This is a genomic window from Polaromonas aquatica (assembly GCF_050626995.1).
GTDB classification, from domain to species: Bacteria; Pseudomonadota; Gammaproteobacteria; order Burkholderiales; family Burkholderiaceae_C; genus Polaromonas; species Polaromonas aquatica_A.
The window spans coordinates 2,347,598-2,362,740 of the sequence record NZ_CP192467.1 but is presented as its reverse complement, the minus strand read 5'-3'; the positions used below and the strand labels follow the sequence as shown (position 1 = coordinate 2,362,740).

Below are 15,143 nucleotides of genomic sequence, written 5' to 3'. Positions count from 1 at the left end.
GAGGGCCGTGAAATGCAAGCCTGAGCCGCGGAACTAGCTTTGCCAGGCCGCAGGCGGGCGGCCCCCTCGGGGGGCAAGGAGTTACACGCAGTGAACGACTGAGGGGGCTAACCGAGACTGTCCGCCCAAATATTGCTGGCCCAGTTGAGTGCGTAAACGCCTTCAAGCTCAGTCGGCCCTGTGCTGACGCCGCCGGAGCCGGCTACCGCCTTGAAGGTTTTCTCTGCAACCACGTACTCGTGCACGCTGGCCACGTGAATCACATTTTTGTTGTCGACAAAGCTGTAGCAGGTATTGGTCAGCATGGGGGCGGGGTTGACGTCCCAACCGGAGAGCTGCGCCACAATCGCGGCGGCCGCGACTTTGCCGTGGTTGTTGGCCATGTGGCCGCTCTTGGGCATGGCCGGCGCCACCTGGATGGAGTCGCCGATGACGTGAACGTCTTTCGCGGCGGTTGATTCAAACGTGAGGTAGTTGACGCCGCACCAGCGGTTGTTGGCCTGGTTGTTAAGGCCCGCCTGCACGGCAATCGTACCGGCGCGCATGGAAGGCAGCACGTTGAGCACATTGGCCTTGACGTCGTCCTGCACATCGAATTTGATGATGCCTGCCTTGGCGTCGACCGCCGTGGCCTTGTGCTGGCCGCGGTATTCGACAATGCCCTTGTACTGCTCGGCCCACACCTTCTTGAAGAGCGGTCCCTTGGAGGTGACGTCCGGATTGGCATCAAGAATGAGCACCTTGCTGCGCGGTTTAACGGCCTTGAAGTAACCGGCAATGACGCTGGCACGCTCGTAAGGGCCGGGAGGGCAGCGGTAAGGAGCCTCGGGAATCGTGATGGCGTAAACCCCGCCGTCGGGCATGGCTTCGAGTTGCCGGCGCAGTGCAACAGTTTCCGCGCCCGCCTTCCAGGCCTGCAGCACCTGGCCGGAGGCATTGGCGTCTTTCAGGCCATCGATGCTGCCGAACATCAGCTCTACCCCAGGTGAAACTACCAGTTTGTCGTAGGCGATGGTGGCGCCGCCGGCCAGCGTGACCGTTTTCTTCGCAGTGTCGATGGCGCTGGCGTAGTCTTTCACCACGGTGATGCCGTGGTTGCGCGACAGGCCCGCGTATGAGGTGGTGAGGTCGCCGATCTGTTTGCCGCCGCTGAGCACCAGGTTGGAGATGGGGCAAGAGATAAAAGCCTCCTGCGGCTCGATCAGTACGACGTCGATCTTGTTGTCAGAAAGCAGGCGCACGTATTTGGCGGCAGTGGCTCCGCCGTAGCCGCCGCCGATCACCACCACTTTGGCTTTGGAAGGAACCGAAGTGGTGGCGCAGCCGGCCAGGCCCAGCAAGCCGAGGGCGGCTGTTGACTGCAGAAAAGAGCGGCGCTTGAAGCCCGTCAATGAAACGGTGTGAAGAGGCATATTCATGGTGTCTGCTCCTTACTTCTTCTGTGCGGCAAAGTAAGTGCCCAGCGATTCAATCTGCCCATCGTTGTAGCCTTTGCTGATCTGGTGCATCACCGTGGCAGCACGCGTGCCAGTCTTGAAGGCATTCATCTGCGCCACAAAGTAGTTTTTATCCAGGCCCGCGAGCGACGTGACCGAAGAACCCACCACGACCTTGCCGTTAGTGCCATGGCAATTGGCGCAAGTGGCCGCCAGGCTTTTGACATACAAGGCCTCTTTGGTGCCGGCACCCTGCGCTTGCGCCAGAGGGCTGAGTGCAAGGCAGAGCAAGGGCAGCGCAAACCGTGTGAATCCCCTGGATTTTCTGGATATGACGAGGCGTGAAGTTCTCATGGATTCTCCTGTTTTTGGGAAGCAGTCTCTTCGGCTGACAATTTAACGCGACGCCCCTGGCACCCTATAGGGAGTATCCAGTACTTCAGCAGCAGTTTGAGCCCTGCCCTTCAAACCATTGGCAATGTGTTTATTGGCATTTGATGGGGTATAGCGGCACATCTAGAAAATCGCATTCGGCCGCGTTGGCATTTCATCATCACGCTGTGGGGGAAGCGCCTCCATTGCCCGGCCATAGATGCGGCGGATGCGCTCAGCCAAGGGCGGGTGGCTGGCAAACCAGTCGGTATCTGCACGAAGCCCCACCAGCAACATATGCTGCACGGCCGGGTGCACGCTGCGCGGCATAAGCCCCTGCGCATGCTGGCCCGCCACCTTGCGCAGCACACCGCCCAACCCATCCTTGCTCCGCGTGAATTGCACTGCCCGCGCATCTGCCAGGAACTCACGCTGGCGCGATACCGCCGCTTTCAGCGCGCGCCCCGCAAGCCATCCGAGCGAGCCTGTGGCCAGGATGGCAAAACCAGGCACGGCGAGGAAAGAACGCCTGCCGCTGTCGTTCTGCGCGCACATGCTGCGGCCAAGGTTAAAAATCATTTCAAGCCCGAACACCATGCCGGCCAGCCGCATGTTCAGGCGCGTATCGCCCTCACGTATATGGCTGAACTCATGCGCCACCAGCCCTTGCAGCTCGTCGCGCGTCAGGTATTCCAGCGCGCCGCGCGTGACCGCCACTACCGAGTCATCCTCATCCCAGCCAGTGGCAAACGCGTTGATGCCCTCCTCCCGGTCGAGCACCATGGCCAGGGGCGGGCGCATGCTGGAAGCGATGGCCAGTTCACTCACGATGTTGCACAGTTTTTGTTCGGACTCGCGGCTGGCTGGCCAAGCCTCCCGGGCGCCGGCACGGCGCGCCAGCTTCTCGCCACCGCCCTGGAGCACGGAGGTTTCCAGCCACCAGCCGCCAAACACAAACAGCAGTGTCACGCCCGTATTCACCGCAAAGAAGTAGCCAGGGTAACCTGTGAAGCCGGGGGCTACCAGGCGCCAGGTGAGTGCCAGCGCGGCGTTGACGGCCAGGACAAGCGCAAGCACGGTCAAGCCGAACAGGACCAGCAGCCGCGTGGTCTGTCCGCGAGCGGTGTCTTGTCGCTCAAAAAACCGCATTCGCAGTTCCCAAGGTCATTTCGCCCTTCAATACGTGCGGAGCACTCAGGCAGCTTACAGAGGATCCAAACCAATCAGGGCCGCAGAACCGGCTTTGCCGGGCCGCAGGCGCAGCGGCCCCCGAGGGGCTGGAGCCTGCGGCTCCAAAGCTGCTTGAGCAGCTTTGGACAGTCGACAGAGGCGAAGCGTCTCGCGAGCCGCGGCCTGCAAGGCCTCGCGTAGTACACGAAGTGACAAGCGTGGGGGCCACGTTTTCAGAACTGGATACGCACAGCCTCGCGCTCGGCCGGCGTCTCTGTCGCGCGCAACATGGCCGAAGGCGCAAAACCAAACGTGCGGGCAATCAGCAGTGCAGGAAACTGCCCTTGCGCATTGTTGTAGTCCAGCACCGCATCGTTATAGGCCTGCCGGGCAAAACCGACCTTGTTTTCGGTGCTGGTGAGTTCTTCGCTGAGTTCACGGATGGTCTGGTCGGCCTTGAGTTCGGGGTAGGCCTCGGCGACGGCAAAAAGACGCCCCAGGCTTCCCTCCAGCGACTGCTCCGCAGCAGCGAGCGCCACAACCGCGCCGGCGTTCGCGGGGCGGCTGCGCACTGCATCGCTGGCCGTGCGCGCCTGGTTGCGCGCAAGCATCACGGCCTCGAGCGTGCTTTGCTCATGCTGCAGGTATTTTTTGGCGGCTTCGACCAGATTGGGGATCAGGTCATAGCGGCGCTTGAGCTGCACATCGATCTGGCCGAAAGCGTTGGCAATGATGTTTTTCAGCCGGACCAGCCGGTTGTAAGCGCCTACGGCCCAAAAAACCAGCAAGGCAAACACGATGATAAAAACAAGAGTGCTAAGGGGCATGGATATTCCTTGGTGCGACATGAGCTAACACTCGCCCGGCAGCTCTCCGGGCGGCTGCCGCGAGGTTAACTGGTTTTGGGTTCAACCGGCAAGCTGGCAGGCTGTATTTTGAATGCCGTGGACCGCTACGATTTTGATAGCAATCTGCGCCCGTCTGATATGCGCAAAGCCCGAATTTCGCTTATCCTCCACTGCATAATTGCCAGGCGACTGCCGTCCCGCCCATAAAAAAGCCCCACACCCTTGCGGAGTGTGGGGCCTAGCGCCTTTCACGGCGCGGATCAGCCTGGCTTACTCGGAAGCTGCGCTGTCGCTGCCTGCTTCAGCTGCGGCGGGCATAGCTTCCAGCTCGGCCGCTTCAGCCTCGGCGATGGCACGGCGCTCGGCATCGTCCATCTGGTCCTTGGCTTTGCGTGCCTCGTGGTAGGCCATGCCGGTACCAGCAGGGATCAGGCGGCCGACGATCACGTTCTCTTTCAGGCCACGCAGTTCGTCGCGCTTGCCCATGATGGCAGCCTCGGTGAGCACGCGGGTGGTTTCCTGGAAGGAAGCCGCGGAGATGAACGAATCGGTCGACAGCGAAGCCTTGGTGATACCGAGCAGCAGGTTGCTGAACGTTGCCGGGACCTTGCCTTCGGCGCGCAGGGCGTCGTTGGTGTCCAGCATGGCGGAACGCTCGACCTGTTCGCCGGCGATGTAGCTGGAGTCGCCCACATTTTCGACGACCACGCGGCGCAGCATCTGGCGAACAATCACTTCGATGTGCTTGTCGTTGATCTTCACGCCCTGCAGGCGATAAACGTCCTGCACTTCGTCGACGATGTAGCGGGCCAGCTCTTCCATGCCCAAGAGACGCAGGATGTCTTGCGGGTCGGCGGGGCCGTCCACAATCGACTCGCCCTTGTTGACCACCTGGCCTTCGTGCACCAGGATGTTCTTTTCCTTCGGAACGAGGTCTTCCCAGACCTTGCCTTCAGGATCAGTGATCTGCAGGCGAACCTTGCCTTTGGTCTCTTTACCGAACGACACAGTACCGGTCATTTCGGCTAGCGTGCCCTTGTCTTTTGGCGTACGGGCTTCGAACAGCTCGGCAACACGCGGCAGACCGCCGGTAATGTCGCGGGTCTTCTGGCCTTCGATCGGGATACGGGCCAGCACTTCGCCGGGGCCCACGTCCTGGCCGTCGCGCACCTGAACCAGTGCACCCACCTGGAAGCCAATCGTCACCGAGTGATCGGTGCCGGGGATCTTGACTTCATGGCCGGAAGCGTCGATCAGCTTGACCTGCGGACGGATCACCTTCGTGGCGCCGCGGCGTTTCGGATCGATCACCACCAGGGTGGACAGGCCGGTGACATCGTCAACCTGCTTGGCAACCGTCACGCCTTCTTCCACATTCTCGAAGGCCACCTTGCCGGCGAACTCGGTAATGATGGGGCGGGTCAGCGGATCCCAGTTGGCCAGAATGGCGCCAGCCTTGATGGTCTGGTCGGCCTTGACAGTCAACGTGGCACCGTATGGCACCTTGTGGCGCTCGCGCTCGCGGCCGTGTTCGTCATGGATGACGATCTCGCCGGAACGGGCGATCACGACCAGCTCGCCCTTGCTGTTGGTCACATAGCGCATCGGTGCGTTGAAACCAATCACACCGTTGGACTTGGCTTCGACGCTGGAAGCGATCGCCGCACGCGATGCCGCACCACCGATGTGGAAGGTACGCATCGTCAGCTGCGTGCCGGGTTCACCGATCGACTGCGCGGCGATGATACCGACCGCTTCGCCGATGTTGATGAGGCCGCCTCGGCCCAGATCGCGTCCGTAGCACTTGGCGCACAGGCCGAAGCGTGTTTCGCAGGTCAGCGCCGTGCGCACCTTCACTTCGTCCACGCCAGCTGCTTCGAGATCCTCGATCAGGTCCTCGTCCAGCATGATCCCGGCCTTGGCCAGCACCGAGCGGTTTTCCGGATGCAGGATGTCTTCAACCGCCGTGCGGCCGAGGATACGGTCACGCAACGATTCGATGACTTCACCGCCTTCGACGATAGCGCGCATGAGGGAACCCTCTTGCGTGCCGCAGTCTTCTTCAGTGACCACCAGATCCTGGACAACGTCGCAAAGGCGGCGCGTCAGGTAACCGGAGTTAGCCGTTTTCAGCGCCGTGTCAGCCAGACCCTTACGGGCACCGTGGGTGGAGATGAAGTACTCCAGTACGTTCAGGCCTTCACGGAAGTTGGCGGTAATCGGTGTTTCGATGATCGAGCCGTCAGGCTTGGCCATCAAACCGCGCATACCAGCCACCTGGCGAATCTGCGCTGCGGAACCGCGGGCACCGGAGTCGGCCATCATGTAGATGGAGTTGAAGGACTCCTGCTCAACTTCCTTGCCGTTGCGATCGAGCACTTTTTCTTTCGAAAGCTGGGCCATCATGACCTTGGACACTTCGTCGCCGGATTTGCCCCAGATATCGACCACCTTGTTGTAACGCTCGCCGGAAGTCACCAGGCCCGAGACATACTGCTGCTCGATCTCTTTAACTTCCTTCTGGGCGCGCGAAATGATGGCCGGCTTTTCCTTGGGGATCAGCATGTCGTCGATGCAGATCGAGATGCCGGCCTTGGTTGCCAGGCGGAAGCCCGACTGCAGCAGCTTGTCGGCGAACACCACGGTCTCTTTCAGTCCGCACTTGCGGAAAGACACGTTGATCAGCTTGGAGATTTCCTTTTTCTTCAACGCCTTGTTGATGTTGGAGAAAGGCAAACCCTTGGGCAGGATCTCGGACAGCAATGCACGGCCGCCCGTGGTTTCCCACAGTTTGGTCGACGGCACGAACTCGCCAGTGGCCTTGTCCTTGGTGTACTCGGTCAAACGCACGCTGATGCGGGCGTTCAGGTCGAGCTCACCCGCGTCAAATGCGCGGCGGACTTCACCGGTGTCAGAGAACACCAAGCCTTCGCCCTTGCCGTTAGTGCGGTCGCGGGTCGTGTAGTACAGACCCAGCACCACGTCCTGCGACGGAACAATGGAAGGCTCGCCGTTCGCGGGGAACAGGATGTTGTTCGAAGCCAGCATCAGGGTGCGAGCTTCCATCTGCGCTTCCACCGACAGCGGTACGTGAACGGCCATCTGGTCACCGTCGAAGTCGGCATTGAAAGCCGAGCAGACGAGCGGGTGCAGCTGGATAGCCTTGCCTTCGATCAGGATGGGCTCAAAGGCCTGGATACCGAGACGGTGCAGCGTAGGCGCACGGTTCAGCATCACGGGGTGTTCCTTGATGACCTCTTCCAGGATGTCCCACACCACCGGCGTGCCGGATTCGACTTCCTTCTTGGCGGCCTTGATCGTCGTGGCGATGCCGCGCGACTCGAGCTGCGCGAAGATGAAAGGCTTGAACAGTTCCAGCGCCATCAGCTTTGGCAAACCGCACTGGTGCAGCTTGAGCGTTGGGCCCACGGTAATAACAGAACGGCCCGAGTAGTCGACGCGTTTGCCCAGCAAATTCTGGCGGAAACGGCCTGACTTGCCCTTGATCATGTCGGCCAGGGACTTCAGTGCGCGCTTGTTGGCGCCCGTCATGGCCTTGCCACGGCGACCGTTGTCCAGCAGCGAATCCACAGCTTCCTGCAGCATGCGCTTTTCATTGCGGGCAATGATTTCAGGGGCCTTCAGTTCCAGCAAACGGCGCAGACGGCTGTTGCGGTTGATGACGCGGCGATACAGGTCGTTCAGGTCGGAGGTCGCGAAGCGGCCCCCATCCAGCGGCACCAGCGGACGCAGGTCCGGCGGCAGCACGGGCAGCACGTCGAGCACCATCCAGCCCGGCTTGATACCGGACTTCTTGAACGCTTCCATCAATTTCAAACGCTTGGCGTTTTTCTTGATCTTGATTTCGGAACCGGTCAGGTCGTTGCGCAGTTTTTCTATTTCAACGTCGAGATCCAGCCCTTCGAGCAGGTCCTTGATGCCTTCGGCGCCCATCTTTGCGGTGTACTCGTCACCGTATTCCTTGCGCTTGGCGTCGTAGTCGTCTTCCGACATGATGCTGAACTTCTTCAGCGGGGTCATGCCGGGGTCGGTGACCACATATGCTTCAAAGTACAGCACGCGTTCGATGTCCCGCAGCGTCATGTCGAGCACCAGGCCCAGACGCGAAGGCAGCGACTTCAGGAACCAGATGTGCGCGCACGGGGCGGCCAGGTCGATGTGACCCATGCGTTCGCGGCGAACCTTGGTTTGCGTGACTTCAACGCCGCACTTCTCGCAGATGACACCGCGGTGCTTGAGGCGCTTGTACTTGCCGCACAGGCATTCGTAGTCCTTGATAGGGCCAAAGATCTTGGCGCAAAAAAGACCATCGCGCTCTGGCTTGAAGGTACGGTAGTTGATGGTTTCAGGCTTCTTCACTTCGCCGAAAGACCACGAACGGATCTTTTCGGGCGAAGCCATGCCGATCTTGATGGCATCGAAATGCTCATCCGGCGTGAATTGCTTGAACAGGTCGAGTAATGATTTCATGTGTTAAATCCTTTTCTTTCCTGTTGATTAGCTGCGTTCCAGCTCAATGTCGATACCGAGCGAACGAATTTCCTTGACCAGCACATTGAACGACTCGGGCATGCCGGCCGTAATCGCGTGCTCGCCCTTGACGATGCTCTCGTAGACCTTCGTACGGCCCTGCACGTCGTCGGACTTGACGGTAAGCATTTCCTGAAGCGTGTAGGCGGCGCCATACGCTTCCAGTGCCCAGACCTCCATCTCGCCGAAACGCTGTCCGCCGAACTGCGCCTTGCCGCCCAGCGGCTGCTGGGTAACGAGGGAGTAAGGGCCGGTCGAACGTGCATGCATCTTGTCGTCCACCAGATGGTGGAGTTTCAGGAAGTGCATGTAACCCACGGTGGTCGTGCGCTCGAAAGCGTCGCCCGTGCGGCCGTCATACAACTGTGCCTGGGTGCGCGTTGCCGTCAGGCCCTTGGCCTTGGCAATGTCGTCCGGATAAGCCAGCTGGAGCATGCCCATGATCTCGGCCTCGGAAGCGCCGTCAAACACGGGAGTGGCAAAAGGCACGCCAGTGGTCAGGTTGGCAGCCATCTCGATGATGTCCGTATCCGACAACTTCGCCAGGTCCTCTGCACGGCCTGACTTGTTGTAGATCGTTTCCATGAACTTGCGGACTTCCTGCACCTTGGCTTCGGCTTGCAGCATATCGCCGATGCGATGACCCAGGCCCTTGGCGGCCCAACCCAGATGCACTTCAAGCACTTGGCCCACGTTCATCCGCGAAGGAACGCCCAGTGGGTTCAGCACGATGTCGCAGGGGGTACCGTCGGCCATGTGCGGCATGTCTTCGACCGGAACGATCTTGGACACGACGCCCTTGTTGCCGTGGCGGCCGGCCATCTTGTCGCCAGGCTGCAGGCGGCGCTTGACGGCCAGGTAGACCTTGACCATCTTGAGCACGCCCGCTGGCAACTCGTCGCCCTGCGTCAGTTTTTTACGTTTCTCTTCGAAAGACAGGTCGAAGCTGTGGCGCGTCTGCTCCATCGAGTTCTTGACGCTTTCGAGCTGGGCGGCCACTTCGTCATCGGCCGGACGAATGTCAAACCAATGGTATTTCTCGACATCGGCCAGATAGGCCTTGTCGATCTTGGTACCCTTGGCCAGCTTTTTAGGGCCGCCATTGGCAACCTTGCCGATGAGCAGCTTTTCGATACGGTCGAACGCGTCAGCCTCGACGATGCGCAACTGGTCGTTCAGGTCCAGACGGAAACGCTTGAGTTCGTCATCAATGATCTGCTGTGCGCGCTTGTCGCGCACGATGCCTTCACGGGTGAAGACCTGCACGTCGATCACGGTACCTTGCGAGCCCTGGCTCACGCGCAGCGAAGTGTCCTTCACGTCGCTGGCTTTTTCACCGAAGATGGCGCGTAGCAGCTTTTCTTCCGGTGTCAGCGTGGTCTCGCCCTTGGGCGTGACCTTGCCGACCAGCGTGTCGCCCGGCTGGACTTCAGCGCCGACATAAATAATGCCGGATTCGTCGAGGCGGTTCAGCTGTTGCTCGGACAGATTGGGAATGTCGCGCGTAATTTCTTCGGCACCCAGCTTGGTGTCACGGGCCATCACGACGAGTTCTTCGATGTGAATCGAGGTGTAGCGGTCTTCTGCCACCACGCGCTCGGAGATCAGGATCGAATCCTCGAAGTTGTAGCCGTTCCAGGGCATGAACGCGATCAGCATGTTCTGGCCGATGGCGATTTCACCCAGGTCAGTCGATGCGCCGTCGGCAATCACATCACCCTTGGCCAGTTTGTCGCCGATCTTGACGATGGGACGCTGGTGGATGTTGGTGTTCTGGTTGGAACGCTGGTACTTGATAAGGTTGTAGATGTCCACGCCCACTTCACCGGCGAGGGCTTCTGCGTCGTTGACGCGCACCACGATGCGGGTTGCGTCAACATAATCAACGACGCCGCCGCGGTTAGCCGTGACCACTGTGCCGGAGTCGACCGCCGCAACGCGCTCGATGCCGGTGCCGACCAAAGGCTTCTCGGGGCGCAGTACAGGCACAGCCTGACGGGACATGTTGGCGCCCATCAAAGCGCGGTTGGCGTCATCGTGCTCCAGGAACGGAACCAGCGAAGCCGCCACGGAGACGATCTGCGCAGGGGACACGTCCATGTACTGGACGCGTTCTGCACCCACCAGGACGGACTCGCCGTTTTCCCGGGCAGACACGAGGTCACCGGTCAGCTTGCCGGCATCATCCAGGGCCGCGTTGGCTTGGGCAATGACGTATTTGCCTTCTTCGATGGCCGACAGATAGTCGATCTGGTCGGTGATCTTCGCGTCCACGACTCGGCGATACGGCGTTTCGATGAAACCGTATTCGTTGAGGCGGGCATACAAAGCCAGCGAGTTGATCAGGCCGATGTTCGGACCCTCAGGCGTTTCAATCGGGCAGACGCGGCCGTAATGGGTCACGTGCACGTCACGTACTTCAAAGCCGGCACGCTCGCGCGTCAAACCGCCCGGGCCAAGGGCCGAAACACGGCGCTTGTGGGTGATTTCGGCCAGCGGATTGGTCTGGTCCATGAACTGGGACAGCTGCGATGCACCGAAGAATTCTTTCAACGCAGCCGAAATCGGCTTGCTGTTGATGAGGTCGTGCGGCATCAGCGGCTCTTGCTCAGCCTGGCCGAGACGCTCTTTCACGGCCTTTTCGATACGTGCCAGACCGGTGCGGTACTGGTTCTCGGCGAGTTCGCCGACACAACGGACACGGCGGTTGCCGAGGTGATCGATGTCATCGACTTCGCCGTTGCCGTTGCGCAGGTCCACCAGGATCTTGACGACAGCGAGGATGTCCTCGTTGGTCATGACCATGGGGCCGGTAGAAGAATCGCGGCCCACACGGGCGTTGAACTTCATGCGGCCGACCTTGGACAGATCGTACGTATCCGGGTTGTAGAACAGACGCTGGAACAGAGCTTGCACGGCATCCTCAGTAGGCGGCTCGCCGGGGCGCATCATGCGGTAGATGGCAACGCGCGCAGCAAACTCGTCTGCGGTTTCGTCGGAACGCAGGGTCTGCGAAATGTACGAGCCCTGGTCGAGCTCGTTGGTATACAGAACCTGCAGGTCCTGCACACCGGCAACGCGCAACTTCTTCAGCAGCACTTCGCTCAGTTCATCATTGGCCTTGGCAATGATTTCACCGGTTTCAGCGTCAACGATGTTCTTGGCGACCACACGGCCAATCAGGAAATCTTCTGGAACGCTGATAGTTGATGTTCCAGTCTGCTCAAGTTCACGCGTGTGGCGAACCGTGATGCGCTTGTCTTTCGCAACCACAACCTTGCCATTCTTGTCAGTGATGTCGAAGCGGGCCACTTCACCACGCATACGCTCGGCAACGAATTCCATCTGCGCGCCACTGTCCATCAGGCGGAAGTTGTCGAACACAAAGAAGTTCGCAAGGATGGATTCCGGATTCAGGCCGATGGCCTTGAGCAGGATGGTGACCGGCATCTTGCGGCGGCGGTCGACACGGAAATACAGGATGTCTTTGGGGTCGAACTCGAAGTCGAGCCACGAGCCGCGGTAAGGAATGATGCGGGCTGAGAACAGCAGTTTGCCCGAGCTATGGGTTTTGCCCTTGTCGTGTTCAAAGAACACGCCAGGCGAACGATGCAACTGGGAAACGATCACCCGTTCGGTGCCGTTGATCACAAAAGAGCCCTTGTCGGTCATGAGCGGCACTTCGCCCATGTAAACCTCTTGCTCTTTGACTTCCTTGACCACCTTGGACTGCGATGTGGAGGATTCGCGGTCATAAATAATCAGTTGCACCTTGGCACGCACGGCCGAGGCGAATGTCAAGCCACGGGTCTGGCATTCGCGCACATCAAATGCCGGCTTGGCCAGGTTGTATTCAATGAACTTCATCTCGACAAAACCGTTGTGCGAGACGATAGGGAAAGCGTTTTCAAACGCTGCCTGCAGGCCTTCCACAGTGCGCTTTTGGGGTGCACGATCGGCTTGCAGGAACGCTGTGTACGCGTCTTTCTGCATTTGCAGCAAGTAGGGAACAGTCAACACGCTTTCGCGGTTGCCGAAGCTTTTGCGGATGCGTTTACGTTCGGTATAGGAATAGGCCATGAGTTCTCCGCGTTGATGGGCTCTGGCGACTCTCGTGCCCGAATACACCACGTATTCAGGCAGCTTGGTGGTTGGCCACTACCAACCATGGCGGACGGTGACGCATTGCACGTCACCCGAACCAAGGCGTTTTCTGCAGTCGGGGTCAGAAAACACTGGAAAGCAGACGGTTAAGTCTGCTTTCCAGTGTTTCTATAAAACACTGGGCAGGCGGCAAGCCTGCATCGGTGTTCGAAGAACACTGAGAAAGGACTATCGGGCCCTCTTTTCAGTGTGCTCCTTGAAGCACGAAAGGCTGGAAGCCCGATTACGGTCTTCCAGCCTTCTCAATCACCAAGAATTACTTGAGTTCGACTTTCGCGCCGGCTTCTTCGAGCTTCTTCTTCGCAGCTTCTGCGTCGGCCTTTGGAGCGCCTTCCTTGACGTTCTTCGGAGCGCCGTCAACCAGGTCCTTGGCTTCTTTCAGGCCCAGACCGGTGATTTCGCGAACGGCCTTGATGACCGACACCTTGTTGGCGCCAGCTTCGAGCAGCACGACGTTGAAGTCGGTCTTCTCTTCAGCAGCGGCAGCAGCACCGCCACCACCGCCAGCAGCGGGAGCAGCCATTGCGGCCGCGCTCACACCAAATTTCTCTTCGATGGATTTCACCAGTTCGTTGAGTTCGAGGACCGTCATGCTATCCAGCGCGGTCAAAAATGCGTCTTTATCGAATGCCATTTTGAATTTCCTAAAAAGTTGGGTACAAATTACGCTGCTACAGCTTCAGCTGCTGCGGGGGCATCGGCTGCGCCGCCACCCTTTTTGGCCGCCAGGGCGCCCAGCACAACGGCCGTACGCGACATAGGCGACATCAGCAAGCCACACAACTGGGCGAGCAACACTTCCTTGGAAGGAATGTTGGCCAGTTGCTTCACGCCGTTCACGTCCAGGGATTTACCGGCAAATGCGCCACCGCGAATCACCAACTTGTCGTTGGTTTTCGCGAAGTCAGCCACCACTTTCGCAGCAGCCACAGCATCTGTGGAAAAACCGTAGATCAGCGGACCGGTCATCTGGTCGGATACGACTTCGAATGCGCTACCTGCCACGGCACGGCGAGCCAGAGTATTCTTCAGAACACTCAGATTCACGCCTTTATCGCGGGCCTGGCTGCGCAGACGGGTCATGTCAGCGACCGTAATGCCACGGTATTCCGCCATCACGAGCGTTTGAGCTTTAGCGGCGAGGCCAGTCACTTCATCAATGACGGCTTGTTTCTCACTGCGGTTGAGACTCAAGGTCTACTCCTTAAAAATGTGCCATCGGGATCAGACCGGCTCTCGCCTGTCGTCAACCCTTCAACACGCTCATGTTCAGCGACCAACTGTTTCAGATTCTTTGCAAAACCATCTGCAGCGGGACCGCCATCTGCGTTGGCTGTCTTTCGATTAAGCGGCAAGCCCAAAAAGCCTGCCACGCCAACGGTCTTTGATGACCTGCCGGAGCGAACCCCGGCAGCCCACCACATGAACAGGCCTTGCGGGCCCGTCCAAATTTCTGCGATTACGCTGCGATGGTTTGTGTGTCGACGCGAACGCCCACACCCATCGTTGACGAAACCGCAACTTTCTTCAAATACACACCCTTGCTCGAAGCCGGTTTGGCTTTTTGCAGTGCGTCGATCAGTGCAGCCAGATTGCCTTGCAGCTTGTCCGTATCAAACGAACGGCGGCCAATCGTGCCGTGCACAATACCGGCCTTGTCAACGCGGAACTGGACCTGGCCAGCTTTTGCATTGCGCACCGCTTGGGCGACGTCCGGCGTGACAGTACCAACCTTTGGATTGGGCATCAGACCACGGGGACCGAGCACCTGGCCCAGCGTACCCACGATGCGCATGGCGTCGGGGGATGCAATCACCACGTCGAAGTCCATCTTGCCGGCCTTGATTTCAGCAGCCAGATCGTCCATGCCGACAATGTCGGCACCCGCTGCCTTGGCTTCTTCAGCCTTGGCGCCTTGGGCGAATACAGCTACCCGCTTGGTCTTGCCTGTACCGTTTGGCAGCACAACCGCGCCGCGAACGACCTGGTCGGATTTCTTGGCATCGATGCCGAGCTGTACAGCCACGTCGATGGATTCATCGAACTTGGCGACGGCGAATTCCTTCACGAGCCCGAGGGCGTCGGAAATGGCGTACAGCTTGTTGCTGTCGATCTTGTCGCCAATGGTTTTTTGGCGTTTGGTCAGTTTGCTCATACAACACCCTCCACCGACACGCCCATGGAGCGGGCCGTACCAGCAATAGTGCGAACTGCAGCGTCGAGGTCAGCAGCCGTCATGTCTTTCATTTTGGTCTTGGCGATTTCTTCCAGCTGCGCACGGGAGATCTTGCCGACCTTCACCGTGTGCGGCGTGGAAGAGCCCTTGTCGAGCTTGATGGCCTTCTTGATCAGGACGCCTGCGGGAGGGGTCTTGATGACGAAAGTGAAACTCTTGTCGGCAAATGCCGTGATCACCACAGGCAGTGGCAGACCTGGCTCAACACCCTGAGTCTGCGCATTGAATGCCTTGCAGAACTCCATGATGTTCAGGCCGCGCTGACCCAGCGCCGGGCCAATCGGGGGGGACGGGTTGGCCTTACCAGCTGGCACTTGCAGCTTGATGAAGCCGACGATTTTTTTCGCCATACTTTTCTCCTTGCGG

10 protein-coding genes are annotated in these 15,143 nt (G+C 59.3%); all 10 read right to left on the bottom strand.

Annotated elements, in window-relative coordinates:
• Positions 1 to 107: 107 nt before the first annotated feature.
• The 10 genes from ACQ4MS_RS11330 to rplK all read right to left on the bottom strand — a co-directional run bounded on the left by ACQ4MS_RS11330 (position 108) and on the right by rplK (position 15,127).
• Entirely contained in the window at positions 108 to 1,418 is a 1,311-nt protein-coding gene (locus tag ACQ4MS_RS11330) for an FCSD flavin-binding domain-containing protein (protein ID WP_431094492.1), read from the bottom strand.
• Positions 1,419 to 1,430: 12 nt separating this feature from the next.
• The gene (locus ACQ4MS_RS11325) at positions 1,431 to 1,790 is read right to left on the bottom strand and encodes a c-type cytochrome (RefSeq protein ID WP_431094490.1); all 360 of its coding nucleotides are present in this window, start codon (positions 1,788 to 1,790) and stop codon (positions 1,431 to 1,433) included.
• A gap of 162 nt (positions 1,791 to 1,952) precedes the next feature.
• A complete protein-coding gene (locus ACQ4MS_RS11320; RefSeq protein WP_431094488.1) occupies positions 1,953 to 2,957 on the bottom strand; it encodes a M48 family metalloprotease in 1,005 nt (334 codons plus the stop codon).
• Between the two features lie 254 nt (positions 2,958 to 3,211).
• Positions 3,212 to 3,805, bottom strand: a complete 594-nt coding sequence (locus tag ACQ4MS_RS11315) for a LemA family protein (RefSeq protein ID WP_431094486.1) — start codon at positions 3,803 to 3,805, stop codon at positions 3,212 to 3,214.
• 291 nt (positions 3,806 to 4,096) lie between these two features.
• On the bottom strand, positions 4,097 to 8,317 hold the full coding sequence (rpoC, locus tag ACQ4MS_RS11310; RefSeq protein WP_431094484.1) for a DNA-directed RNA polymerase subunit beta': 4,221 nt from the start codon (positions 8,315 to 8,317) through the stop codon (positions 4,097 to 4,099).
• A 27-nt stretch (positions 8,318 to 8,344) separates the two neighbouring features.
• Positions 8,345 to 12,457, bottom strand: a complete 4,113-nt coding sequence (gene rpoB, locus ACQ4MS_RS11305; RefSeq protein WP_431094482.1) for a DNA-directed RNA polymerase subunit beta — start codon at positions 12,455 to 12,457, stop codon at positions 8,345 to 8,347.
• Positions 12,458 to 12,797: 340 nt separating this feature from the next.
• Positions 12,798 to 13,175, bottom strand: a complete 378-nt coding sequence (gene rplL, locus ACQ4MS_RS11300) for a 50S ribosomal protein L7/L12 (RefSeq protein ID WP_431094480.1) — start codon at positions 13,173 to 13,175, stop codon at positions 12,798 to 12,800.
• 29 nt (positions 13,176 to 13,204) lie between these two features.
• Positions 13,205 to 13,735 carry a 50S ribosomal protein L10 gene (rplJ, locus tag ACQ4MS_RS11295; RefSeq protein ID WP_431094478.1) on the bottom strand — a complete coding sequence of 177 codons (531 nt, stop codon included), beginning with the start codon at positions 13,733 to 13,735 and terminating at the stop codon, positions 13,205 to 13,207.
• Between the two features lie 265 nt (positions 13,736 to 14,000).
• A complete protein-coding gene (gene rplA / locus ACQ4MS_RS11290) occupies positions 14,001 to 14,696 on the bottom strand; it encodes a 50S ribosomal protein L1 (protein WP_431094476.1) in 696 nt (231 codons plus the stop codon).
• Positions 14,693 to 15,127, bottom strand: a complete 435-nt coding sequence (gene rplK / locus ACQ4MS_RS11285) for a 50S ribosomal protein L11 (protein WP_007871338.1) — start codon at positions 15,125 to 15,127, stop codon at positions 14,693 to 14,695. The genes rplA and rplK overlap by 4 nt, the downstream gene beginning before the upstream one ends.
• Between the last annotated feature and the right edge of the window lie 16 nt (positions 15,128 to 15,143).

Bases quoted from the DNA above. Each gene is read 5' to 3' on its own strand.
- ACQ4MS_RS11325 (WP_431094490.1), bottom strand. From the start codon at position 1,790: ATGAGAACTTCACGCCTCGTCATATCCAGAAAATCCAGGGGATTCACA.
- ACQ4MS_RS11320 (WP_431094488.1), bottom strand. From the start codon at position 2,957: ATGCGGTTTTTTGAGCGACAAGACACCGCTCGCGGACAGACCACGCGG.
- ACQ4MS_RS11315 (WP_431094486.1), bottom strand. From the start codon at position 3,805: ATGCCCCTTAGCACTCTTGTTTTTATCATCGTGTTTGCCTTGCTGGTT.
- rplA (WP_431094476.1), bottom strand. From the start codon at position 14,696: ATGAGCAAACTGACCAAACGCCAAAAAACCATTGGCGACAAGATCGAC.
- ACQ4MS_RS11330 (WP_431094492.1), bottom strand. From the start codon at position 1,418: ATGAATATGCCTCTTCACACCGTTTCATTGACGGGCTTCAAGCGCCGC.
- rpoB (WP_431094482.1), bottom strand. From the start codon at position 12,457: ATGGCCTATTCCTATACCGAACGTAAACGCATCCGCAAAAGCTTCGGC.
- rpoC (WP_431094484.1), bottom strand. From the start codon at position 8,317: ATGAAATCATTACTCGACCTGTTCAAGCAATTCACGCCGGATGAGCAT.
- rplL (WP_431094480.1), bottom strand. From the start codon at position 13,175: ATGGCATTCGATAAAGACGCATTTTTGACCGCGCTGGATAGCATGACG.
- rplK (WP_007871338.1), bottom strand. From the start codon at position 15,127: ATGGCGAAAAAAATCGTCGGCTTCATCAAGCTGCAAGTGCCAGCTGGT.